Annotated in this window: 21 protein-coding genes; 12 read left to right on the top strand and 9 right to left on the bottom strand. The window is 62.0% G+C overall.

All coding sequences use genetic code 11. From position 1 onward, the window contains the following. The first annotated feature begins 62 nt into the window (after nucleotides 1-62). The 3 genes from deoA (at nucleotide 63) to deoD (ending at nucleotide 3,467) form a co-directional block, all read left to right on the top strand. Nucleotides 63-1,394 (top strand): thymidine phosphorylase, encoded by a 1,332-nt coding sequence (gene deoA, locus AB5Y93_RS07340; RefSeq protein ID WP_069652232.1) that lies wholly within the window; start codon nucleotides 63-65, stop codon nucleotides 1,392-1,394. A 14-nt stretch (nucleotides 1,395-1,408) separates the two neighbouring features. Beyond that, the gene (locus AB5Y93_RS07335; RefSeq protein WP_039039948.1) at nucleotides 1,409-2,617 is read left to right on the top strand and encodes a phosphopentomutase; all 1,209 of its coding nucleotides are present in this window, start codon (nucleotides 1,409-1,411) and stop codon (nucleotides 2,615-2,617) included. 133 nt (nucleotides 2,618-2,750) lie between these two features. Further along, nucleotides 2,751-3,467 (top strand): purine-nucleoside phosphorylase, encoded by a 717-nt coding sequence (gene deoD, locus AB5Y93_RS07330; RefSeq protein ID WP_005341325.1) that lies wholly within the window; start codon nucleotides 2,751-2,753, stop codon nucleotides 3,465-3,467. Between the two features lie 63 nt (nucleotides 3,468-3,530). Here the strand turns inward: deoD and AB5Y93_RS07325 are convergent, their stop codons facing one another. Beyond that, entirely contained in the window at nucleotides 3,531-5,777 is a 2,247-nt protein-coding gene (locus AB5Y93_RS07325; protein ID WP_368229078.1) for a PAS domain S-box protein, read from the bottom strand. A 65-nt stretch (nucleotides 5,778-5,842) separates the two neighbouring features. Beyond that, nucleotides 5,843-6,451 (bottom strand): AhpA/YtjB family protein, encoded by a 609-nt coding sequence (locus AB5Y93_RS07320; RefSeq protein WP_319900697.1) that lies wholly within the window; start codon nucleotides 6,449-6,451, stop codon nucleotides 5,843-5,845. A gap of 193 nt (nucleotides 6,452-6,644) precedes the next feature. Here AB5Y93_RS07320 and serB point away from each other — a divergent pair, with 193 nt between their 5' ends. Both serB and AB5Y93_RS07310 read left to right on the top strand, forming a co-directional pair. Beyond that, nucleotides 6,645-7,649 carry a phosphoserine phosphatase SerB gene (gene serB / locus AB5Y93_RS07315; RefSeq protein WP_368229076.1) on the top strand — a complete coding sequence of 335 codons (1,005 nt, stop codon included), beginning with the start codon at nucleotides 6,645-6,647 and terminating at the stop codon, nucleotides 7,647-7,649. A 28-nt stretch (nucleotides 7,650-7,677) separates the two neighbouring features. Further along, nucleotides 7,678-8,583, top strand: coding sequence for an alpha/beta fold hydrolase (locus AB5Y93_RS07310; protein WP_223915661.1), 906 nt, complete (start codon nucleotides 7,678-7,680; stop codon nucleotides 8,581-8,583). A 57-nt stretch (nucleotides 8,584-8,640) separates the two neighbouring features. Here the strand turns inward: AB5Y93_RS07310 and AB5Y93_RS07305 are convergent, their stop codons facing one another. Then, a complete protein-coding gene (locus AB5Y93_RS07305; protein WP_368229074.1) occupies nucleotides 8,641-11,016 on the bottom strand; it encodes a PilZ domain-containing protein in 2,376 nt (791 codons plus the stop codon). 100 nt (nucleotides 11,017-11,116) lie between these two features. Here AB5Y93_RS07305 and radA point away from each other — a divergent pair, with 100 nt between their 5' ends. After that, nucleotides 11,117-12,481 (top strand): DNA repair protein RadA, encoded by a 1,365-nt coding sequence (gene radA, locus AB5Y93_RS07300; protein ID WP_010673036.1) that lies wholly within the window; start codon nucleotides 11,117-11,119, stop codon nucleotides 12,479-12,481. 53 nt (nucleotides 12,482-12,534) lie between these two features. Here radA and AB5Y93_RS07295 read toward each other — a convergent pair whose 3' ends face one another. Continuing rightward, on the bottom strand, nucleotides 12,535-12,921 hold the full coding sequence (locus AB5Y93_RS07295) for a PilZ domain-containing protein (protein WP_029313755.1): 387 nt from the start codon (nucleotides 12,919-12,921) through the stop codon (nucleotides 12,535-12,537). A gap of 102 nt (nucleotides 12,922-13,023) precedes the next feature. Further along, nucleotides 13,024-13,506 carry an Rsd/AlgQ family anti-sigma factor gene (locus AB5Y93_RS07290; RefSeq protein ID WP_029313757.1) on the bottom strand — a complete coding sequence of 161 codons (483 nt, stop codon included), beginning with the start codon at nucleotides 13,504-13,506 and terminating at the stop codon, nucleotides 13,024-13,026. A gap of 338 nt (nucleotides 13,507-13,844) precedes the next feature. On the opposite strand from AB5Y93_RS07290, the gene hupA reads away from it, so the two are divergent. Both hupA and AB5Y93_RS07280 read left to right on the top strand, forming a co-directional pair. Further along, nucleotides 13,845-14,117, top strand: a complete 273-nt coding sequence (hupA, locus tag AB5Y93_RS07285) for a nucleoid-associated protein HU-alpha (protein ID WP_005305063.1) — start codon at nucleotides 13,845-13,847, stop codon at nucleotides 14,115-14,117. 113 nt (nucleotides 14,118-14,230) lie between these two features. Continuing rightward, nucleotides 14,231-14,656, top strand: coding sequence for a hypothetical protein (locus tag AB5Y93_RS07280; protein ID WP_368229072.1), 426 nt, complete (start codon nucleotides 14,231-14,233; stop codon nucleotides 14,654-14,656). Between the two features lie 83 nt (nucleotides 14,657-14,739). On the opposite strand, the gene AB5Y93_RS07275 is transcribed toward AB5Y93_RS07280, so the two are convergent. Both AB5Y93_RS07275 and dusA read right to left on the bottom strand, forming a co-directional pair. Further along, on the bottom strand, nucleotides 14,740-14,889 hold the full coding sequence (locus AB5Y93_RS07275) for a hypothetical protein (protein ID WP_080944170.1): 150 nt from the start codon (nucleotides 14,887-14,889) through the stop codon (nucleotides 14,740-14,742). A gap of 2 nt (nucleotides 14,890-14,891) precedes the next feature. After that, nucleotides 14,892-15,878, bottom strand: a complete 987-nt coding sequence (gene dusA / locus AB5Y93_RS07270; protein ID WP_201926726.1) for a tRNA dihydrouridine(20/20a) synthase DusA — start codon at nucleotides 15,876-15,878, stop codon at nucleotides 14,892-14,894. Nucleotides 15,879-16,014: 136 nt separating this feature from the next. Here dusA and zur point away from each other — a divergent pair, with 136 nt between their 5' ends. Genes zur through AB5Y93_RS07255 form a run of 3 tightly spaced genes read left to right on the top strand, consistent with a single transcriptional unit; the run spans nucleotide 16,015 to nucleotide 17,157 of the window. Further along, nucleotides 16,015-16,473, top strand: coding sequence for a zinc uptake transcriptional repressor Zur (gene zur / locus AB5Y93_RS07265; protein WP_049636537.1), 459 nt, complete (start codon nucleotides 16,015-16,017; stop codon nucleotides 16,471-16,473). Further along, nucleotides 16,463-16,924 carry a chemotaxis protein CheX gene (locus AB5Y93_RS07260; RefSeq protein WP_010673043.1) on the top strand — a complete coding sequence of 154 codons (462 nt, stop codon included), beginning with the start codon at nucleotides 16,463-16,465 and terminating at the stop codon, nucleotides 16,922-16,924. The genes zur and AB5Y93_RS07260 overlap by 11 nt, the downstream gene beginning before the upstream one ends. A 5-nt stretch (nucleotides 16,925-16,929) precedes the next feature. Beyond that, nucleotides 16,930-17,157, top strand: coding sequence for a hypothetical protein (locus AB5Y93_RS07255; RefSeq protein ID WP_368229070.1), 228 nt, complete (start codon nucleotides 16,930-16,932; stop codon nucleotides 17,155-17,157). A gap of 89 nt (nucleotides 17,158-17,246) precedes the next feature. On the opposite strand, the gene brnQ is transcribed toward AB5Y93_RS07255, so the two are convergent. After that, on the bottom strand, nucleotides 17,247-18,554 hold the full coding sequence (gene brnQ / locus AB5Y93_RS07250) for a branched-chain amino acid transport system II carrier protein (protein ID WP_039040015.1): 1,308 nt from the start codon (nucleotides 18,552-18,554) through the stop codon (nucleotides 17,247-17,249). Nucleotides 18,555-18,744: 190 nt separating this feature from the next. Further along, nucleotides 18,745-19,455 (bottom strand): tRNA1(Val) (adenine(37)-N6)-methyltransferase, encoded by a 711-nt coding sequence (locus AB5Y93_RS07245; RefSeq protein ID WP_201895057.1) that lies wholly within the window; start codon nucleotides 19,453-19,455, stop codon nucleotides 18,745-18,747. A 127-nt stretch (nucleotides 19,456-19,582) separates the two neighbouring features. On the opposite strand from AB5Y93_RS07245, the gene srmB reads away from it, so the two are divergent. Beyond that, a complete protein-coding gene (srmB, locus tag AB5Y93_RS07240; RefSeq protein ID WP_041210934.1) occupies nucleotides 19,583-20,803 on the top strand; it encodes an ATP-dependent RNA helicase SrmB in 1,221 nt (406 codons plus the stop codon). The last annotated feature ends 83 nt before the right edge of the window (nucleotides 20,804-20,886 follow it).

The following is a 20,886-nucleotide window of genomic DNA, read 5'->3' as shown; positions in this document are numbered from 1 at the left end:
GCCGCCCCCTTCCGGATCTGGTTCGGTCTGTGTTCGTGCGTGATGCACGGAGGGAATGAAAGATGTTTTTGCCTCAAGAAATTATTCGCAAGAAGCGCAACGGTGAAGCGCTCAGTACCCAAGAGATTCAATTCTTCGTCCAAGGCATAACCAACAACACCATCGGTGAGGGGCAGATCGCGGCCCTGGCCATGGCGGTCTACTTCAAGGACATGACCATGGATGAGCGGGTTGCCCTGACCTGCGCCATGCGCGACTCCGGCATGGTATTGACCTGGGATCACCTCAATCTGGGCGGCCCCATCGTCGACAAGCACTCCACCGGCGGCGTGGGTGACGTTGTCTCCCTGATGCTGGGCCCCATGGTCGCTGCGTGCGGCGGTTTCGTGCCCATGATCTCCGGCCGTGGTCTCGGCCATACCGGCGGTACCCTGGACAAGCTGGATGCCATCCCCGGCTACCAGACCTCGGTCGACAACGACCGCTTCCTGAAAGTGGTGAAAGAGGCGGGTGTCGCCATCATCGGCCAGACCGGCGATCTCGCCCCGGCGGACAAGCGTATCTATGCGGTACGGGATATCACCGCCACCGTCGAGTCCATTGCCATGATCACCGGCTCCATCCTCTCCAAGAAGCTTGCCTCCGGGCTCGAAGCGCTGGTGATGGACGTGAAGGTGGGCTCCGGCGCCTTCATGCCGACCTTTGAAGCCTCCGAGGAACTGGCCAAGAGCATCGTCGCCGTGGCCAACGGGGCCGGCTGCCGCACCTCTGCACTCCTGACCGACATGAACCAGGTGCTGGCCTCCAGCGCCGGCAACGCCGTGGAAGTGCGCGAAGCGGTGCGCTACCTGACCGGTGAGTATCGCAACCCGCGCATCCACGAAGTGACCATGGCCCTGTGCGCCGAGATGCTGATCTCCGCCGGTCTTGCCAGCGATGACGGCGATGCCCGCACCAGGTTGCAGGCGGTGCTGGACAATGGCAAGGCAGCCGAGATCTTCGGGCGCATGGTGACCGGCCTCGGTGGTCCCGCCGACTTCATGGAGCGCTACGACGCCTACCTGCCCAAAGCCGCCATCGTGCGCCCCGTCTACGCGGCCCACAGCGGATTCGTCACCGCCATGGACACCCGTGAACTGGGCCTGGCCGTGGTCGCCATGGGCGGTGGTCGCCGCGCCGCCGCCGACAAACTCGATTATGCGGTCGGTCTGACCGACTTTATCCGCCTGGGTCAGAGCGTCGATGCTGACAAGCCGCTCGCCCTGATCCACGCTCAGACAGAAGCTCAATTTGCCGAGGCTGCCCGCATGGTGCAGGCTGCCGTGAAGATCGGCGACACCCGACCAGAGGCGCTGCCCGAGGTTTACCGTCGCATCGGTCTGGCTGATTTGTAACAAGGGGAAGTCCCATGAAACGTACCTTTATTCTGATGATGGACTCTTTCGGTATTGGTGCTGCCGCCGATGCCGACAAGTTCGGCGACGTGGGGGCCAATACCCTTGGCCATATCGCCAAGGCGTGCGCCGCCGGTGAGATCGAGGGCCGTGGCGCTCTCAACCTGCCAAACCTCAGCAAGCTGGGTCTGGGCCACGCGGGCGAACTCGCCAGCGGCACCTTCCCGGCCGGACTAAACAAGGATGTCGAGGTGATCGGTGCCTACGGCTTTGCCCAGGAGCTCTCCTCCGGCAAGGACACCCCGTCCGGTCACTGGGAGATTGCCGGCGTGCCCGTCTTGTTCGAGTGGGGTTATTTCCACGACCATCACAATAGCTTCCCGCAGGAGCTGCTGGATGCCATCGTCGAGAAGGCCGGTCTGCCCGGGTATCTGGGCAACTGCCACGCCTCCGGTACCCAGGTGCTGGACGATCTGGGCGAAGAGCACATGCGCACCGGCAAGCCGATCCTCTACACCTCTGCTGACTCCGTGTTCCAGATTGCCTGCCACGAAGAGACCTATGGCCTCGAGAAGCTCTATGAGCTGTGCCACATCGTGCGCGAGCTGCTGGAGCCCTACAACATCGGCCGCGTCATCGCGCGTCCGTTCGTGGGCAGCGGCAAGGGCAACTTCAAGCGCACCGGCAACCGCCACGACTACTCCGTGCTGCCGCCGGCGCCGACCGTGCTGGACTACATGAAGGAAGCGGGTGGCCAGGTGGTCTCCATCGGCAAGATCGCCGACATCTATGCCCAGCAGGGCATCACCAAGCAGGTGAAGGGGACCGGTCTGACCGAGCTGTGGGACAGGACTCTGGAAGAGGTGAAAGCGGCCGGTGACCAGACCATCGTCTTCACCAACTTCGTGGACTTCGACTCCTCCTACGGTCACCGCCGTGATGTCAAGGGCTACGCCGATGCGCTGGAGTACTTCGACTCCCGCCTGCCGGAGCTGTTCGACCTGCTGCAGGATGGCGACGTGGTGGTGCTGACCGCCGACCACGGCTGTGACCCGACCTGGAGCGGTACCGACCACACCCGCGAATACATTCCGGTACTGTTCTACGGCAAGCCGGTCAAGGCGGGCTCCGTCGGTCGTCGCGAGACCTTCGCCGACATCGGCCAGAGCATCGCGGCCTACCACGGCCTGCCCAAGCTGCAATACGGTACCAGCTTCCTGTGATGGTGACCCCGGGCCGGTTCGCCTGCCCGGGGTGCCACAGGGCCCCGGTTTCCTGTAATGTACCGCCGCCGCGCAGGCAGCGGACAATCCATAAAGACAATAAAACTCAACCTAGTGTGAAGGAATAAAGAGAATGGCAACTCCTCATATCAATGCGAAAGATGGCGCCTTTGCTGATACCGTGCTGATGCCGGGCGACCCCCTGCGTGCCAAGTACATCGCCGAAACCTTCCTGGAGAACGTCGAGCAGGTGTGCGACGTGCGCAACATGTTCGGTTTCACCGGCACCTACAAGGGTCGTCGCATCTCCGTCATGGGTCACGGCATGGGCATCCCGTCCTGCTCCATCTACGCAAAAGAGCTGATCACCGACTACGGCGTGAAGACCCTGATCCGCGTGGGCTCCTGCGGTGCCGTGCGTGAAGACGTGAAACTGCGTGACGTGGTGATCGGCATGGGTGCCTGCACTGACTCCAAAGTGAACCGTCTGCGCTTCAAGGACCACGACTTCGCCGCCATCGCCGACTTCGACCTGGTGGCCAATGCCGTTCAGGCCGCCAAGAACAAGGGCGTGGCCGTGCGCGTGGGCAACATCTTCTCCGCCGATCTGTTCTACACCCCGGACCCCTCCATGTTCGACGTCATGGAAAAATACGGCATCCTGGGTGTCGAGATGGAAGCCGCCGGTATCTATGGCGTGGCCGCCGAGTACGGTGCCAAGGCGCTGACCATCTGCACCGTCTCCGACCATATCCGTACTGGTGAGCAGACCACCTCCGAAGAGCGTCAGCTGACCTTCAACGACATGATCGAAATCGCGCTGGACTCCGTCCTGCTGGGTGACAACTGATCCCCCTCGCGTATAAAAAACGGCGGCCCTCGGGCCGCCGTTTTGCATTTTTGCGAAGCACGGTCAGAGATCGAGGGCGAAGCGCCCCTTGCCCGCCTGTTTGGCCTGGTACATGGCGGCATCGGCCCGGTGCAGCAGATCGTCGATGTGACAATACTGGCCCGAGTGGCAGAGGGCGCCCCCTATGCTGCCGGCAAGGGGCAGCCGATGACCGGCCACGTCTCCAGGAACCGCCATGGCCGCCAGCAGCCGCTCGCACAGGGCGGGCAGCTCCTGCGCCGGTTGGCGCAAGGCGGGCAGTATGATGGTGAACTCGTCGCCGGCCAGGCGCGCCACCATGTCCCCCGGGCGCACCTCGGCACTCAGCACCTGGGCGAAGCGTTGCAACAGAGCATCGCCGACGTGGTGTCCCAGCCTGTCGTTGATCCCCTTGAAGCCGTCGAGATCGAGGAACAGCAGGCCCAGGGGTTCGGCATTCTGACGCACCCGCTCCAGCTCCCGGGAGAGGCGCAGGGTGAAGGCGCGCCGGTTGGGCAGGCCGGTGAGGGGGTCGTGAGCCGCCTCGTGTTCCAGCTGGCTTTGCAGCGCCTTGAACTCGGTGATGTCGCTGCCGAGGATGTAGACCCCGGGCTCGTCGCCCCGGCTCGGGATCATGGTGATCCTGAGGTCGCGTCGGCCTATGGGGAGATCGAAACGGTGCTCGAAACTCACCTGCTCACCGGCGAGGGCTTTTGCCACATAGGCCATGGCCCTGCCGTGGGCCTCCTCGCCGATGACGTCCCGCACGCTCATTTCCCGCATCTGTTCGGTATCGAGCCCGAAGTAGCGGCAATAGGCCTGGTTGGCGAACAGGTAACGCCCCTCGGGCGACACCATGCTGATGGTGACCGGCAGGCCATCGGTGATGGCCCGCAGTCGGGCACGGCCACGCTCGATCTCCGCGAGCACCTGGCGGCGGGCCGTGATGTCGTGCAAAAACAGGGCGATGCGCACCTTGCCGTCGAACTGGTAACGCTCGGCAATCACCTCGACCGGGACGTGCCGGCCTGTGCGGGTGATGATGTCGCACTCCAGCCGCCGTGGCGGACTCTGCGGGTTGCCTGACAGGCTCAGCAGGGGATGCTCGGCGCCGAGCAGCCCGAAGAGGGGACGGCCCAGCATCTCGTCGGCGTGCCAGCCGAGCAGGGTGGTGGAGGCCGGGTTCCAGCCTGTGATGATGAAATCGGCATCGAGCTCGAGGAAGGCATTGCTGGTGTGCTCCAGCATGTGCTGCAAGCGGCGCTGCTCCTGCCACAGCTGCTGCTGCATGGCGCCGCGCTCGCGCATCTCCTGATGCAGCTGTTCCACCGTGCGGGAAAGCTCCCGGGTCCGTGACTGCACCTGCTGCTCGAGCCCTTGCTGCAGCCGCACGAGTTCGGCTTCGGCCTGTTTGCGCTCGGTGAGGTCGGCAAACACGGCGATCATGTGGGGGGCCATGGTGCGGCTCTGGCAGAGGGTCACGCTGAGCTGGACCCAGCACTGGGTGCCATCGGCCCGGATCATCCGCTTCTCCAGCCGGTAATCCTGCCGTTGCCCCGCGATCAGGGCATCGAACAGGGGCTGCTCCCGTTGCAGATCTTCGGGATGGGTCATGGCGAGCCAGGTCCGGCTCAGCATCTCATGCTCGCTGTAACCGAGCAGCCGCTCCAGCCCCGGGTTGGCTCTCAGCCATTTCCCCTCGAGGGAGGAGAGGGCCATGCCCACCGACGACTGGTTGAAGGTGAGGGTGAAGAGATGCTCCTTGTCTTCCAGCACCTGGTTGAGGGTGCGCACCTGGTGGCGCCGCTCCAGATCGTGCAGGGTGTTCTCCACCAGGCGGCCGAAGTCGTCGAGATCCCGGCAGGCCTCTTCATCGAGATGGCGCGGCACATGGTCCACCAGGCAGAGGGTGCCGAGCACCACGCCATCGAGGGCGCGCAGGGGGCGGCCGGCGTAGAAGACCACGCCGGGATCATCGGTCACCAGCGGATTGTCGGCAAAGCGGAGATCCCGTCTGGCATCCGGTACCTGCATGATGTCGGGGCGCAAAATGGCATGACCGCAGAAGGAGTACTCCCGGTTGATCTCGCACATATCGACCCCGGTGCGGGCGAGAAACCACTGCCTGTTCACGTCGGTCAGGGAGACCATGGCGATGGGGAGTGCGAAATGCCGGGTGATGAGCCGGGTGAGGCGATCAAGCTGATCGATGGGCTCGTGGTCGAGCAGGCCGAGGATGCGCAGTCGTTCCAGTCGACTGTGTTCATCCCGAGGCAAGGGGGGGGCAATCATGTGGCTCTCCTGCCAGTGATCTTGCCAGTGTTATATACAAGCCGGAGGATGTGATCCACTCCCGCTTATTGCGGAGCGGCGGGTTTGCTCTGTTTCTTGTGCTTGCGCACCCGCATGTAGTTGCGACGCACCCCGTAGGAGATGAGCAGGCCGGCCAGCAACATCACCAGCAGCATCAGGCGCTGTTTCTCCTGGTTGACCTTGAGATGGGTATCCTGTGCGGCCAGCAGTTTCTGCTCTTCCAGGGTGATCCTCAGATAACCCAGGGTCAGGTTTCCGTCCTGGATCTCCTGGACGAATTGGATGCGCCCCTTGCCCTGCTCCGGCAGGGATTTGTTGTCGCTGCCGATGGGCAGCAGGCTGTCCAGCGGCAGGGCGTTGTCCGACTGGGCGAGGGGAATGCCGCGGGTGTCATAGAGGGTGACGTCCAGAATGTCAGGCTCGGCGGCCAGATCCTGCGCCAGTCTCTCCAGTTCGCTCTCCTTGTCCTCCTTGATCCAGCGGCGCATGTCCCGGGCGGCATAGGCGACCAGCGCCTGTGCCCTGTCCCGTGCCGCCGCGTGCAGGGCGGCCTGGCTCTCTCCCTGCATGTGGATGAGCAGCACCAGCACCCAGAGACCGAGCAGGACTCCCGCCGCCAGGCTGACAACACGTTTGATGGGAAGATGACGCACAGAACCGGGCCTCTGGTAATGGATGAGCGGGGCTGGCTGGTGCCCCGGTGCCGCGAAGCGGGAAACAGGGTGGTCTGTTTCCATGTCTGCCCGCACCGCAGGCGGGATCTTGGCGCTTGCCTGTACAAAAAGCAATACGCTACTCTGGGCCCGCATGATGAACCCCATGATTTCCAAGGAAGGCGTCTCTCTTATGTTGTTGTCCCAACTTCCCCGCTCCCTGCACGACTGGTCCGGGGCCCTGAGCTGTGCCCCCTGCTGGCAGCTCACCAACGAAGCCCTGCTGCCCGCGGCCAACGCCCATGACAGCGCCTGGATTGTCCTGTTTGGCAAGGGGCTGGAGGCCGGTCATCTGGCCCGCCTGGCCCAGCAGCTGGATGCCCAGGGGCTCGAGGCCAGCCTCTATCCCGCAGGGGAGCAGGCCGGTATTCCACTGCTGCTGCTTGGCACCAACCGCTTCTCCCCCGAGCTGGTGCAGGCGCTCAAAGCCCAGGAGTGGGACATCGACCTGTGTCATCTGGCCGCCCTGCCTACCCTGAGTGAGCCCGGTCTGCTGGTGATGGACATGGATTCCACCGCGATCAGGATAGAGTGCATCGACGAAATCGCGCGACTGGCCGGGGTCGGTGAGCAGGTGGCGGCCGTTACCGCGGCGGCCATGCAGGGCAAGCTGGAGTTTGCCGACAGTCTGCGTGCCCGGGTGGCGCTGCTGGAAGGGGCGCCGGTCACCATCCTCGACGAGGTGGCGGCCGACATGCCCTGGATGCCGGGCCTGCCACTCATGGTCGATGCCCTCAAGCAGGCTGGCTGGAAGGTGGCGATCGCCTCCGGTGGCTTCACCCGCTTTGCCGGCGAGTTGCAGCGTGCTCTGGGTCTGGATGCCATTTTCGCCAACGAGCTGGCGGTGGAAGGGGGCTTGCTGATCGGCAAGGTGAGCGGCCCCATCGTCGATGCCGCCGCCAAGGCCGAGGCACTGCAACAGCTGGCCTCGGAGTACGGGGTGGTTGCATCCCAGACGGTCGCGGTCGGCGATGGTGCCAACGATCTCAAGATGATGGCGGTGGCGGGGCTTGGCATTGCCATTCATGCCAAACCCCTGGTACGTGCCCAGGCGGCGGCGACCCTCAATCACCACGATCTGGAAGGGGTGCTCTGCCTGCTCGGCGCCCTGGCTTGTCGCGACCGACGCTGGTGCTGATCCCGCTCAAGGAGGAGCCGATCACGAGATGGAACTGTTACAGCAATCCCTGTTTGTCCCCTGCGGTGAGCATCGACTCCATGTGCGCCATATCCAGCCCGGTGTCGCGGTGCATGCCGACCCCATCCTGATGGTGCACGGGGCCATCGAGAACGGCCGCATCTTCTACACCGAATCGGGCAAGGGGCTTGCCTGCTTTCTGGCTCGCCACGGGTATCAGGTCTATGTGGCGGATCTGCGTGGTCGGGGTCTGAGCACACCGACCATCGCCGAGCGGGCCGGCCACGGCCAGCATGAGCTGATCACCGAGGATCTGCCCGCCCTGCAGCACTGGGTATCGACCCGCCATGCCGGTGCCCGGGTGCACTGGATGGCCCACTCCTGGGGCGGCGTCATCATGGCCTCGACCCTGGTGCGCTTCCCCGAGCTGGCGGAGCAGGTTGCCAGCCTGGTGTTCTTCGGCACCAAGCGGGGGGTCTCGGTGCAGAACCCGGAGCGCTGGTTGAAGGTGGATCTGATCTGGAACCGGCTCGCCCCCTGGCTGGCGCGCCGCCGGGGGTTTTTGGCCGCCCGCCGGTTGAAGATAGGGGCCGATGATGAGCCCCTGCGCTACTTGCAGGAGACCATCCCCTGGGTCAAGTGCGGGCCCTGGTTGGACCCCTTTGACGGCTTCGCCTATGACGAGGCGGCGAGCCGGGTCAACTGGCCCCCGCTCTGGATGATCTCCGCCAAGGCGGACAAGGTACTTGGCCACCCCGTCGACGTGCGCCGCTTCAGCGACGAGATGGGGTCGGCCGCCCGCCATACCCGCCTTGGCCGGGACAACGGCAACCGGCTCGATTACGACCACATCAACATGCTGACGGCGCCCCAGGCACAGGAGGATCACTTCCCCGACATCCTCGCCTGGCTGCGCAACCCCCAGGCTGCCTGATAGACAAAAAAACGGGCACTTGCGTGCCCGTTTTTTGTTGTCTCCCGGCCCTGCTGGCTAGCGGGGCCCGGATGGTATGCCAAGGCGGAACAGGGTCGCCTCGGTGGTATCGGTCAGTTCACCCACGCCCACGACACTCCAGAGCTCCTCTTCCAGCTTCTTGGCCTTGTGAATGGCGAACTTGGCGATGTAGTCCAGTTCACCCGCGATGAAGCTGGTGTCCGGGCGGCCGGTGCGCGAAATACCCACCAGTACCGAATAGAACTCTCCCTGTTGCCGGGCCAGCTCGATGAAACGGCGCTTTTGATCCGGTGAGCTGAAGCTGCTGGCCAGGTGGCTGCGAAACAGGGGGGTTCCCCCCTGGGAGTGGAGGGCGGCGATGTAGACCTCCTCCTCTTCCGGCTTGTCTTCCCGCTCGATGGCGCGCAGGGGATTGAGCAGCAGGGCCTTGAGCAGTGCCCCCTGGAACAGGGGATACAGGTTCAACTGCTGATCCTGCTCGGCACAGATGCGCAGCAGACGGGAAAGGCTGCGTGGCTGTGGCGAGAGGCCGGCCGCGGCCAGTTTCGGGGCGGCCTTGAGCTTGTTCACATAGACGGGGGTGTTGAACAGGTGGTGGGTGTAGAGGTTGCGCAGCGCCCTGGCCATGCCGCGATAGCGATTGAACTCCCGGGTGGTCTTGAGCTTGTTCTGGTTGCTTTCAATAAGCAGGCTGAAGAACTGGTGGCCGGTATGGCGCTCAGCCGTCCCCTCGATGCACAGATGCAGCACGGTTCTGCTCAGGTTGAGGCTGACCAGCCGATAGGGCAGGCGTTGCAGGTCCATGTTCCTGGCGAGCTCCTGCAAACGGGGCAGGGCCACAGTGATGATGTCTCCCTTCTCCCCGTCGAACGGCTCCTCCAGCTCGATTTGCATGCCGTGGGCAGAGATGTCTCGGGTCCAGCCGACCCAGGATCGCTCCTTGTGATGCAAGACGATGGCCGTCTTGTGCATGTAGCGCGCCTCCTTGCGCAGTTGCACATAGTGCAGCGTCTCTATCTCGAAGGGGGCGGCATGGATGTCATGGCCAAAGCGCTGCAAGGCGTTGGCGTTGAGCGGCTCCTGGCTGGTCTCTCGCTGGAACTCGTCACGCTGGTTGTCCAGGTTTATCTCCTGCAGCATGCCCACGTATCCGAGCTGGGCCAGGCGCTCGCGCAGCAGCCTGTCCTGCAACTGGCTCGCCCCGCCCTGGGGGTTGTCGAGGTCGGCCTCCCGCAGGGTGCTGGCTTCCATGCTGAACTTGTACACCCGCCAGCTGGGGCGGCGGGCGCCGATCTGGAAGAAGAGCGCGGTCAGTCCGCTATGTTCCAGCTCCTCCCGGGTCGCGGAGAAGAAGTAGAGGTGGCTGCGTACCGCATGGGTAAAGCAGTAGATCAGCGTCTCGCGCAGCCCCTCTTTGCCTGGGAGCAACGAGGGCATGCGGGCCGCAGTGAAGAGGCTGGCGAGCATGTCGCGATTCTTGGCATCGCGCCAGTATTCGAGAATGTGCTGGTTGTTCTCGGTGCGCAAGGCGATCTCGAGGGCGGGGACGCTGCCCTTGCCGAAATAGAGGGGCATGCCGGTCATGCGCGGCAGATAGAACTGCTCATACCCCTTGATGACGGCGGCGGAGAGCAGGTAGTCGACGCTGACGCGATAGCGGCTGCGGTTGCGCTCGATGAAGTCGCGCAGGAACTCGTCGAACACCGGATGCTCGCCGTTCTTGAGCAGCCTGAGCCAGAATTTGTCCTCTTTTCTCTCCTCCCCCAGGATCTGGTAGCTGACCGGGTCACGCAGCAGGGGATGGGGATGATCGCGTTCCAGTCCGGTGAAAAAGACGGCTATCAGGTCGCCTGTCTGGTAGTCGGGCAGATAGGGCACGGATACCCGGATGCCGCCGAGGGAGATGTCGGAGCTCTTGGCGAGGATCTTCTCGCCGTTGGCGAGCTGGAGCACCATGGGAGAGCTGAAGTGCATGCGCTCTTCCTGTCGCCCGTAATGGCTGGCGAAGGGGATGGCGCTGACATCGAACGGACGAAACGGGCTGATGGGCAGCGCCAGATTGTCGCTGCGCCCCTGGTTGAGTTTGTACCAGGCTTGCAGCGCCTCGTAGACCCCCAGGGTGTAGCTGTCCCGGTAGAGGTAGCACTGGGATTGAAACAGCTCGATGGCCTCGGCGGGCATGAAGTGGGTCACCCCGTCGAACTCATGCACCTGACAGAGGGTGCCCAGCTCGTTGCGCATGTCGATGACGCGCCGACAGGGGGTGCACTTGCGTTTGAGTTCCATCTTCAGCAGGAACCGGCTGTTCGTATTTTCGTTCTGGGTCAGACGGTTGAAGATTTCGTCGAAGTCCTTTTCCCGGAGCAGGGGGACAAGTTGTTCTATCAGATGTAGTGGTTGTTCTGAATCCATGTATTCCTGCCGCGGAAAGTCACTTTTCCGATTCTGGGTTTGATCTGCCGGTCGCAAACAAGTATATCAAGCAGGAATTCATCCTGTCCCCGAGTTATCCATGGCCAAAAACAAAACCGCCTATGTTTGTTCCGAATGTGGAGCCGACTTCACCCGCTGGCAAGGCCAGTGCAGCGAGTGCAAGGAATGGAACACCATCACCGAGGTGCGACTGGGGGTGACGACACCCGGCAAGAGCGCTCGCTATACCGGTTATGCGGGCGCCGTCGGCAGCCAGGTGCAGACCCTGGCGGAGATCGCCACCACGGAGATCCCCCGTTTCAGCTCGGGCTTCAAGGAGCTGGACCGCGTACTCGGTGGCGGCGTGGTCCCCGGTTCGGCCATTCTCATCGGCGGCAACCCCGGGGCCGGCAAGTCGACCCTGTTGCTGCAGACCATGTGCGGTCTGGCGCAGCGCATGAAGACCCTCTATGTGACCGGTGAGGAATCACTGCAACAGGTGGCGATGCGGGCTGGTCGGCTGGGTCTGCCCACGGACAAGCTACGCATGTTGTCCGAGACCAGTGTCGAGCAGATCTGCCTCATCGCCCAGCAGGAGCAACCTCAGATCATGGTCATTGACTCCATCCAGGTGATGCACGTGGCGGATGTGCAGTCTGCGCCGGGGTCCGTCTCCCAGGTGCGGGAGTCGGCGGCGCTGCTGACACGCTATGCCAAGCAGAATCATGTGGCCATCTTCATGGTGGGCCACGTCACCAAGGACGGCACCCTGGCGGGCCCCAAGGTGCTGGAGCACTGCATCGACTGCTCCGTGCTGCTGGATGGCGGGCACGACTCGCGTTTTCGCACCCTGCGATCCCACAAGAACCGCTTCGGTGCGGTCAACGAACTGGGGGTCTTCGCCATGACCGGGCAGGGAATGAAGGAGGTGAGCAACCCTTCCGCGATTTTCCTCAGCCGCGGGGAGGAGCAGGCGCCGGGCTCCATCGTCATGGTGATCTGGGAAGGCACGCGCCCCCTGCTGGTGGAGTTGCAGGCGCTGGTGGATTACTCCCAGCTCTCCAATCCGCGCCGGGTGGCGGTGGGGATGGACCACAACCGTCTCGCCATGCTGCTGGCGGTGCTGCATCGTCACGGCGGGTTGCAGATGGCGGATCAGGATGTGTTCATCAACGTGGTGGGTGGCGTCAAAGTCGAGGAGACCAGCGCGGATCTGGCGCTGCTGCTGGCCATGGTGTCGAGCTTCCGGGATCAGGCCCTGCCCAAGGATCTGGTGGTCTTTGGCGAGGTGGGGCTCTCCGGCGAGATACGGCCCGTGCCCTCGGGTCAGGAGCGACTGCAGGAGGCGGCCAAGCACGGTTTCCGCCGAGCCATCGTCCCGCATGCCAATGCGCCCAAACATCCCATCGAGGGGATGGAGGTGGTGCCGGTGAAGAAACTCTCCGATGCCCTCGAGGCCCTGTAATCGACCATGAAAAAGGAGCGTATGGACGCTCCTTTGTTTTTCTGCCCGCCCGCTCAGGATTCGGGGGGGACGTGGTCTCGGTGCTCTTGCAGCAACTGCTCCAGCTCGCGATGGAGCAGTTGTTCCTCTCCGATGTTCAGCTCGATCATCCGCTTGAGGTGAGTGGCGCTGTCGATGTCGATGTGGTGGCAGTAAAACCCCAGCTTCTTGCTGGCTTCGTGGGTCAGCTCGACCTGCATCTTGATCTCGATGTCGCTGCCCCCGAGCACGAAGCAGATTTCGTACTCCTTGTCCTCGCTGGCGACCCAATCCTCGGGTCTGAGCAGCAGGGCTCCCTGCAGGGAGACATCGACCAGCTGGGTGCGCCACTGGTGTTCACCCTGGGTGAGCTTGGCGGCGGTCAAATAAAAAATCCGAGTAAAGTGGCGGCGCTCGGCCATGGTCGTCTCCGGTCTGCGTGCGAGCAAGATGCTCATTCTTCATGTTGCAGAGTGTAATCCAGCTGGCACGCCAGGATATTGAACTGGCTCCGATATTGAATATCAGACCTGCTGATGGCTGAGGGATTCCACCACCTGCAGCGCCTTGACCAGCCGATCCTCTTGTTTGAACCTGTCCTCCAGCACGGGGCCGAGCTGGTTCAGATCCTCGTCCAGTTGCAGCAACTGGGCTTCGTCGGCGTTGCTGTACTTGTCGTTGAACTCCAGTGCGAATTCGGTACAGGCACGGATATGGGGGTAGATGCGCTTGGCCAGCTCCAGTTTGTCCCCGCTGGCTTGCTCAAAGGCGGTGACGACATGGTTGTAGATCTCGAAATGGCCTGCGCTGACGTAATCGACCAGTTGTTCGCAAAAACGTTGCAGTTCTACATGGCCTGGGAGGGTGCGTTGCTTGCACTTGGCGGGCATGAGGCCTGCCAGTCGCATGTACTCGACCAGCAACGCCTGTCTGGCATCCAGCCAGTCATCTATTGCTCTGTGCTTGCCTGCCAGTGCGCGCTTGGTTTTTTCCAGTTCAGTTAACATAGTCCCTCCATGGGCATGGCATGCGGCACTCGGGTCGCACGCCTCCGGTCATTCTCATCGACTGACGACACTCCTATAACTAGGGAAAATCCAGTTGACCGTCAATAGGAGTGTAGGGATATTGTTACATCAGGCGGGGATTTGCATGCATCTCCCCACCGGTACTTCGCATCCTGTCGCCCATCCAGGGGACAAGGGGGCGATATATGTGACTATTTCCGCAGATCTTGATGAAAACCCCAGCATTCAAGCCAATCCGGCTGATAAAGCCTTTGCCTGAGTGTTTTTTTTTGAATAGAGTGGCCCGGTGCTAAATGCCCGATCATAAAGGAAATGTTATGAACAAAGCTCAACTTGTCGATGCAATTGCCGCCAAAGCAGACCTGAGCAAAGCTCAGGCCAAAGTCGCTCTGGAAGAGATCATCAATGGTATTACCCAGAGCCTGAAAGAGGGCGATGCCGTTCAGTTGGTGGGTTTTGGTACCTTCAAGGTCAACCATCGCGCGGGCCGTACCGGTCGCAACCCGCAAACCGGTAAAGAGATCCAGATTGCAGCTGCCAATGTGCCGTCCTTCGTGGCTGGCAAGGCGCTGAAAGACGCCGTCAAATAAGGTCGTCTTGTAATCAAATGAAACCCGGCTTGTGCCGGGTTTTTTCTTGCCATCTTCGTCAAAATTTGTTTCAGATACACTCAGGATATGGCATGCGCTGTAGCGAGGTGGATATGGAACAGAAAAGTGCCATTCGGCAGGTAGCCGTCCCCTGGGCTCCCTCTCGTCAACTCCCTCCCGGCCTGGTCGTGGCCGAACTGCATCAGGATATCTGGAGCGACACCCTGACCGTCATGCTGGGGCGTGCTCGCAGCATCGATCTGCCTCCGTTGCCCCTGTGCCGGGTGAGTTTTCGCCACATCTTCGCGGTGCGGGTGATGGAGGATTGTGATCTGGCGGAGGGGCGTGACAGCCACGTCATCGAGGAGCAGATCCAGCTCATCACCCCGTCCCGTTTCGCCAGCTGGTTCCATCAGGAATCCGATGGACTGCACCTGGATGAAGATTTGCAGCACTACCGCATCTCGACCTGGGATTACTGCGCCGATGTGCTGACCTCTTCTCCCCCTGAACTCCAGTTCATGGTTCAGGAAGAGTAGGCCAGACTGTCGGGTCACCTCCGTGGTGACAAAAAAGCCGGCGCAGGGGCGCCGGCTTTTTCTTGTTCGGGAGCGTGGGGCGCTTAGCCCAGGATCTGGTCCCGGTGCAGCCCCAGCACGATCAGCAGCCCGATGAAATAGAAGGCGCTGAGCTTGATGCCGAGAATGGTGAGCAGGCCGGCGCACAGACGCACCAGGGCCTTGTGCAGCCAGGATCCGGTGAAGCGGTACATGATCACTCCACCGCGTCGGCCGGCGCGAACTCCGGCACCTTGGCCATGGCGTCCAGCACCACTTGAATGTCGGCCCCCGGCTTGCAGGCATTCTCGCTCAGATGGCGACGCCAGGCGCGCGCCCCCTGCATGTTCTGGAACAACCCCAGCATGTGGCGGGTCATGTGGGAGAGGTAGTTGCCCTTGGCCAGCTCCTGTTCGATGTAGGGCAGCATCATCCGCACCACCTCATGGCGGCTTGGCACGGCATGGTTCTCGCCGAACACCAGATTGTCCACCTGGGCCAGAATGTAGGGATTCTGGTAGGCTTCGCGGCCCATCATGACCCCGTCGAGGTGCTGCAGATGTTCAAGAGTCTGTTCCAGACTGGTCACCCCGCCGTTGATGGCAATGGTCAGTTCCGGATAATCCTGCTTGACCTGGTAGACGCGAGGATAATCGAGGGGCGGGATCTCGCGGTTCTCTTTCGGACTCAGGCCGCTTAGCCAGGCCTTGCGGGCGTGGACGATGAAGGTATCGCAACCGGCGTCCCTAACCTGCTCGATGAAGGCCTGCAAGAACTCGTAGGAGTCTTGCTCGTCGATGCCGATACGGGTCTTCACGGTGACCGGAATGTTGACCACGTCGCGCATCGCCTTGACGCAATCGGCCACCAGCGCGGGTTCGCCCATGAGGCAGGCGCCGAAACGGCCGTTTTGCACCCGATCGGAAGGGCAGCCGACGTTGAGGTTGACCTCGTCATAGCCGCGCTCCTCGGCGAGCCTGGCGCAGCGGGCCAGGTCTGCCGGGTTGCTGCCACCCAGTTGCAGGGCGAGAGGGTGTTCCTGCTCGCTGTAGCCCAGATAGTCGCCCTTGCCGTGGATGATGGCGCCCGTGGTCACCATCTCGGTATAGAGCAGGGTCTGGCGGGTCATCAGACGGTGGAAATAACGGCAATGCCGATCGGTCCAGTCCAGCATGGGGGCGATGGAAAAGCGCTGCGCCTGCATAAAAATCATCCGGGTTGGCCAAACAAGGGGCGGGATTCTATCACAACGTGAGACAGCCCCAGAAAATGAATTTTGTCGCCGCGCACTGGGGGCCCTGTGATAGTATCCGGCTAATTGACAGGGTATCTGCGTGAACATGAATCAAGACCAACTTCTACAACGAGCGGAACGCCTCTGCGAGCAGCGAGGGATCCGTTTCACCCCGACACGGCGCCAGGTGTTCCGGCTGCTTGCCGCCCACGGCAATGCCATCAGTGCCTATGATTTGCTGGCCCAGTTGCAGCAGACCGAGGCTCATGCCAAACCGCCTACCGTCTATCGGGCGCTCGACTTCCTGCTCGAACAGGGCTTTGCCCACAAGGTGGAGTCGCTCAACGCCTTCATCTTCTGCTGCCACTTCGACCATGCCCACCCGATGCAACTGCTGATCTGCGATCGTTGCGGTGAGGTAGTGGAGCTGCACGATCCCGCCATCGACGGCGCCTTTTCCGAGCAGGCTCATCAGCATGGTTTTACTATTACCAACAAGACCATAGAAGCCCATGGTCAATGTGCCCGCTGTTCCGTTACCGTAGGAAGTCAAGATGAAGGCTGATTTTGTAAACCCGTTCCTGCTCTCCCTGCTCAACGTGCTCTCCACCATGGCACAGCTGGAACTCAAACCGGGCGCGCCCAAGCGCAAGACGGACGAGCTGGCTCGGGGAGATGTCTCCGGCCTGATTGGCATGGTGGGTCCGCAGACCCGGGGTTCCCTCTCCATCAGCTTCGAGAAGGGGCTGGCATTGGAGATCATGCGTCGCATGCTGGGGGAGGCGCCGGCCACCATCAACGAGGAAGTGACCGACATGGTGGGCGAGATCACCAACATGGTGACGGGCGGCGCCAAGCGCATGCTGGGGGAGAAGGGCTATGAGTTCGACATGGCGACCCCGGTCATCGTCTCCGGTCCCAATCACACCATCACTCACCGGGCCGACGGCGCCAAGATCATGATGCCGTTCGAATCGGAGTATGGCCGTGCCACCATCGAGATCTGCTTCGAGTAATCGCCATGTGGAAGATGCTGAAATGGAGTGTCATCGGTGGGGTGGTGCTGCTTATCCTGTCGGATATAGAGATCAGCACCTCTCTCTACAAGTACGAAGACAACCGCGTGGAGATCAACTTCCCGCGCTGGCAGGCTGACCAGCCCTGGGGCACCCTGCGCTGGCATGAGGGCCGGTTTGAGCATCACTGGTACGGTCTTGCAGGCAAACCCAAGCCAGCAACCGTACTCTGAGGAGCGCTCTCCACAACGGATGGACCAGATTGCACCAACAAAAAAGAGGCCAGCGAATGCTGGCCTCTTTATTTGGTCAAGATCTGTTATCAGGCTGCTTCTGCTGCCAGCTTGCCATTGCCACGCACCATGACACCGAGGCCACAGGCCAGCAGGGTCGGCAGCAACCAGGCCAGGCCCTTGTCAAACAGCGGCAGGAAGGCGAAAGCATCCATCTTCATGCCGGCGGCGCCCAGGCCGTCCAGGCAGCCGAACAGGAAGGCGACCAGCAGCACGGAGCGGAACACCAGGCGGGGGCGACCGAAGTAACCCTTCAGGAAGGTGACCAGCACCAGCGCCACGGCAACCGGGTAGATGGCGACCAGCACCGGAATGGAGAGGCTGATGAGCTGGCTCAGGCCCACGTTGGCCACGACGCCGCAGATGACACCCAGCAGCACGACCAGCTTCTTGTAGCTCATGCCGGTCAGGTTGTGGAAGAAGTCGGAGCAGGCGGAGATGAGGCCGACGGCCGTGGTGAAGCAGGCCAGGGTGATGATGGCAGCCAGGATGAACTGACCCGGTTGGCCGAACAGGCTCAGCACGTAGGCGTTGACGATGGCACCGCCGTTGCTCACGTCGGTGGCGACGCCGGCAGCGGTGTTGCCCAGCTGGAACAGGGAGACATAGACCACGGAGAGACCGATGGCGGAGATGATGCCCGCGATGGCCAGGTACTTGAACTGGCTCTGGTAGTCATGAATGCCTTTCTGGCGCAGCAGGTCGACGATCAGGGCGCCGAACATCAGGGACGCCAGGGTGTCCATGGTGTTGTAGCCTTCCAGAATGCCCTTCACGAAGGGGGTGCTCTGGTAGTCACCGGATGCGGCAGGCATGCTTCCTTGCGGTGCGACGAAGACACCGATGGCCAGAGTCAGCAGCAGCAGCATCAGCAGCGGGGTCAGGTACTTGCCGATGGCATCCATCAGCTTGCCCTGGTTCAGGGAGACCAAGATGGCCACGCCGAAGAACAGTACTGTGTAGGCAGCCAGACCGGATGGCCCCATGTCGCCAAGGAAGGGCTTGAGGCCCATCTCGTAGGCCACCAGGCCGGTACGGGGGGCGGCGAAGGCCGGGCCGATGATGATGTAGATGGCGACGGCCAGTGCGGTGGCCACGCCGGTCGGCAGCAGCTTGGTCATGCCGGCCCAGCCGTTGCCAGCCTTGGCGACGGCGATGATGGTGATGAGGGGCAGGCCCACGGCGGTGACCAGGAAGCCCAGCATGGCCAGGGAGAGGTGCTCACCCGCCATGAAGCCGGCCAGGGGCGGGAAGATGATGTTGCCTGCGCCCAGATAGAACGCAAAGGTCATGAAGCCCAATCCGAGTACATCGGACAATGTGAGTGATTTCGTCAAGTTCAACCTCGTCTGTCTTGTAAACTATTGCTTGTTATAGTTTTTTATTTGTCAGTGACCGGCACTTTCCGGGGGTAAAAAAAAGAGCCCCGCTGGTTTTTTCATCGCGACCAGTGGTTTGAACTGGTCTTGAGCGGGCGCTCATTTAGCAGTCAGCATAATGATGTGAAAAAATAGTTCAAGGCAAAATTTACATCTTCAAATAGAAGGGGCTGGTTAGTTGGATATATCTGTCGGAATAGCCTCCCGTGGCAGAATGGATCACAATTTCACCCCTCTCACACTTGTTTAATCCTCTGCCAAGCAGCAATAAAACACGATTTGCCTCTTTCCCCTCTCTGGTGGTAACAGCCAGATAACAACGCTCATACAGATCATAACTCGACGAAATGCATAAAATTTCATCCGCCATCGCCGTGGGCAGCACCAGGGCCAGTTGTCCGGTACGGCTCAGCAGGCGATCGCTGGCGGCCAGCAATCCCCTGGGGGCGAGCCCCCCGGTATGACGGGCCAGAGCCCTGGCCGGATCGCGGAGTGTCTGGCCTGCCGGGAAATAGGGCGGGTTGGAGACGATGAGATCGTAAGGGGGGGCGAGGTGATCCTGAATGGCGCTCTCTATGATGGTGACCCGCTCACGCCAGGGGGAGGCCGCCACATTCTCCTGGGCCTGCATGGCTGCATCCTTATCCAGTTCCACCCCGTCTATGTGGCAGTCGTTCGTGCTGCGCTGGGCCAGCATCAGGGCGATGAGGCCGCTGCCGGTGCCGATGTCCAGCACCCGGCGGGCGCTGTCGACTGGCGCCCAGGCTCCCAGCAGAATGCCGTCCGTACCGACCTTCATGGCGCAGCGGTCGTGATCGATGTGAAATTGCTTGAACGTGAAACCGTTGTTGCGCCCCATTCGGCCCTCCTCCTGTGCCTGCCCGCGGAAAATGGCCGGCGATTATAGCGGCTAAGCCACAGTCACCATAGGAGCCGGCGGCATAATCGCCTATAATCTGCCGCTTCCTTAATGACCGAGTATTGCCATGAGCCAGTCCTTTGATGATTTCGACCTGAATCCAGCCCTCAGTCGGGCCTTGGCCGAGATGGGATTCACCCGCCCCACCACCATCCAGCAGATGGTGCTGGAGCCAGCCCTGGACGGCCGCGATATTCTGGCTTCTGCGCCGACCGGAACCGGCAAGACCGCCGCCTTCCTGCTGCCCGCGATGCAGCACCTGCTGGACTTCCCGCGTCGCAAGCCGGGTCCGTGCCGCATGCTGATCCTGACTCCGACCCGCGAGCTCGCGCTGCAGGTGAGTGCTCACGCCAAGGCCCTGGCGGTGCACACCCATCTCAGCATCGAGACCATCATCGGTGGCGTCAGCCATGAAGAGCAGCTGCCTGCCCTGACCAAGACCACCGACATCGTGGTGGCCACCCCGGGCCGTCTGCTCGAGTACATCGAGAAAGAGGAGTTCGAGAGCCACGACATCGAGGTGCTGGTGCTGGATGAAGCGGACCGGATGCTGGACATGGGCTTCATCAAGGACGTGAACCGCATCGTGGAAGAGGCGCGCTACCGCAAGCACACCATGCTCTTCTCCGCCACCCTGGAAGGGGCCGGCCTCGAGAAGTTTGCGAGCGAGATCCTCAAAGACCCGGTTGAGCTGCACGCCGAGCCGCCCCGCAGCGAGCGCCGCCCCATCACCCAGTGGATCCACCTGGCCGATGATGCCGCCCACAAGCTGGCTCTGCTGGTGCACATCCTGAAAAACCCGGAAACCCAGAAGGCCATCATCTTCGTCAAGACCCGTGAGCGACTGGCGGAGCTTTCCGGCCAGTTGCAGGCGGCAGGCGTGCCCTGCGCCTGGATCCGTGGCGAGATGGAGCAGGCCAAGCGCATCGAGTCTATCCGCAAGTTCCACGAAGGGGAGGTGCCCTTCCTCATCGCCACCGACGTGGCCGCCCGCGGCATCGACCTGCCGAACGTCAGCCATGTCATCAACTACGACATGCCCTACGGCGCGGATGTCTATGTGCACCGCATCGGTCGTACCGGTCGTGCCGGCAACCGTGGCTGCGCCATCAGCCTGGTGGAAGCTCACGACATGGCCATGGTCGCCAAGATCGAACGCTACACCGAGGAGCGCCTCAAGCGCCGGGTGATCGATGAGCTGCGCCCCAGACACAAGGAAGCGCGGGTGCCGGTGAAGAAGAAAAAGCCGAAGGATGCCAAGAAGTCGGCAAAGAAGAAAAAGAAGTAATGCCCCCGAGCACAGTTGAAACGGCCATCCCAGGATGGCCGTTTTGCTGTCTGCTGCCTGGGGAGTGGCCTGAGAGAGGCGCA

Origin of the sequence: Aeromonas sp. R10-1, from assembly GCF_040908465.1 — a bacterium.
GTDB lineage: Bacteria > Pseudomonadota > Gammaproteobacteria > Enterobacterales > Aeromonadaceae > Aeromonas > Aeromonas caviae.
This window is presented reverse-complemented; position numbering and strand designations above follow the sequence as displayed.

Excerpts from the sequence above, each read along its gene's own strand:
- deoA (WP_069652232.1), top strand. The coding sequence starts at position 63 with ATGTTTTTGCCTCAAGAAATTATTCGCAAGAAGCGCAACGGTGAAGCG.
- deoD (WP_005341325.1), top strand. The coding sequence starts at position 2,751 with ATGGCAACTCCTCATATCAATGCGAAAGATGGCGCCTTTGCTGATACC.
- AB5Y93_RS07260 (WP_010673043.1), top strand. The coding sequence starts at position 16,463 with ATGAAGGCTGATTTTGTAAACCCGTTCCTGCTCTCCCTGCTCAACGTG.
- zur (WP_049636537.1), top strand. The coding sequence starts at position 16,015 with ATGAATCAAGACCAACTTCTACAACGAGCGGAACGCCTCTGCGAGCAG.
- serB (WP_368229076.1), top strand. The coding sequence starts at position 6,645 with ATGTTGTTGTCCCAACTTCCCCGCTCCCTGCACGACTGGTCCGGGGCC.
- srmB (WP_041210934.1), top strand. The coding sequence starts at position 19,583 with ATGAGCCAGTCCTTTGATGATTTCGACCTGAATCCAGCCCTCAGTCGG.
- dusA (WP_201926726.1), bottom strand. The coding sequence starts at position 15,878 with ATGCAGGCGCAGCGCTTTTCCATCGCCCCCATGCTGGACTGGACCGAT.
- AB5Y93_RS07335 (WP_039039948.1), top strand. The coding sequence starts at position 1,409 with ATGAAACGTACCTTTATTCTGATGATGGACTCTTTCGGTATTGGTGCT.
- AB5Y93_RS07275 (WP_080944170.1), bottom strand. The coding sequence starts at position 14,889 with ATGTACCGCTTCACCGGATCCTGGCTGCACAAGGCCCTGGTGCGTCTG.
- AB5Y93_RS07280 (WP_368229072.1), top strand. The coding sequence starts at position 14,231 with ATGGAACAGAAAAGTGCCATTCGGCAGGTAGCCGTCCCCTGGGCTCCC.
- AB5Y93_RS07245 (WP_201895057.1), bottom strand. The coding sequence starts at position 19,455 with ATGGGGCGCAACAACGGTTTCACGTTCAAGCAATTTCACATCGATCAC.
- radA (WP_010673036.1), top strand. The coding sequence starts at position 11,117 with ATGGCCAAAAACAAAACCGCCTATGTTTGTTCCGAATGTGGAGCCGAC.
- AB5Y93_RS07305 (WP_368229074.1), bottom strand. The coding sequence starts at position 11,016 with ATGGATTCAGAACAACCACTACATCTGATAGAACAACTTGTCCCCCTG.
- AB5Y93_RS07290 (WP_029313757.1), bottom strand. The coding sequence starts at position 13,506 with ATGTTAACTGAACTGGAAAAAACCAAGCGCGCACTGGCAGGCAAGCAC.
- AB5Y93_RS07310 (WP_223915661.1), top strand. The coding sequence starts at position 7,678 with ATGGAACTGTTACAGCAATCCCTGTTTGTCCCCTGCGGTGAGCATCGA.
- AB5Y93_RS07325 (WP_368229078.1), bottom strand. The coding sequence starts at position 5,777 with ATGATTGCCCCCCCCTTGCCTCGGGATGAACACAGTCGACTGGAACGA.
- AB5Y93_RS07295 (WP_029313755.1), bottom strand. The coding sequence starts at position 12,921 with ATGGCCGAGCGCCGCCACTTTACTCGGATTTTTTATTTGACCGCCGCC.
- hupA (WP_005305063.1), top strand. The coding sequence starts at position 13,845 with ATGAACAAAGCTCAACTTGTCGATGCAATTGCCGCCAAAGCAGACCTG.
- AB5Y93_RS07255 (WP_368229070.1), top strand. The coding sequence starts at position 16,930 with ATGTGGAAGATGCTGAAATGGAGTGTCATCGGTGGGGTGGTGCTGCTT.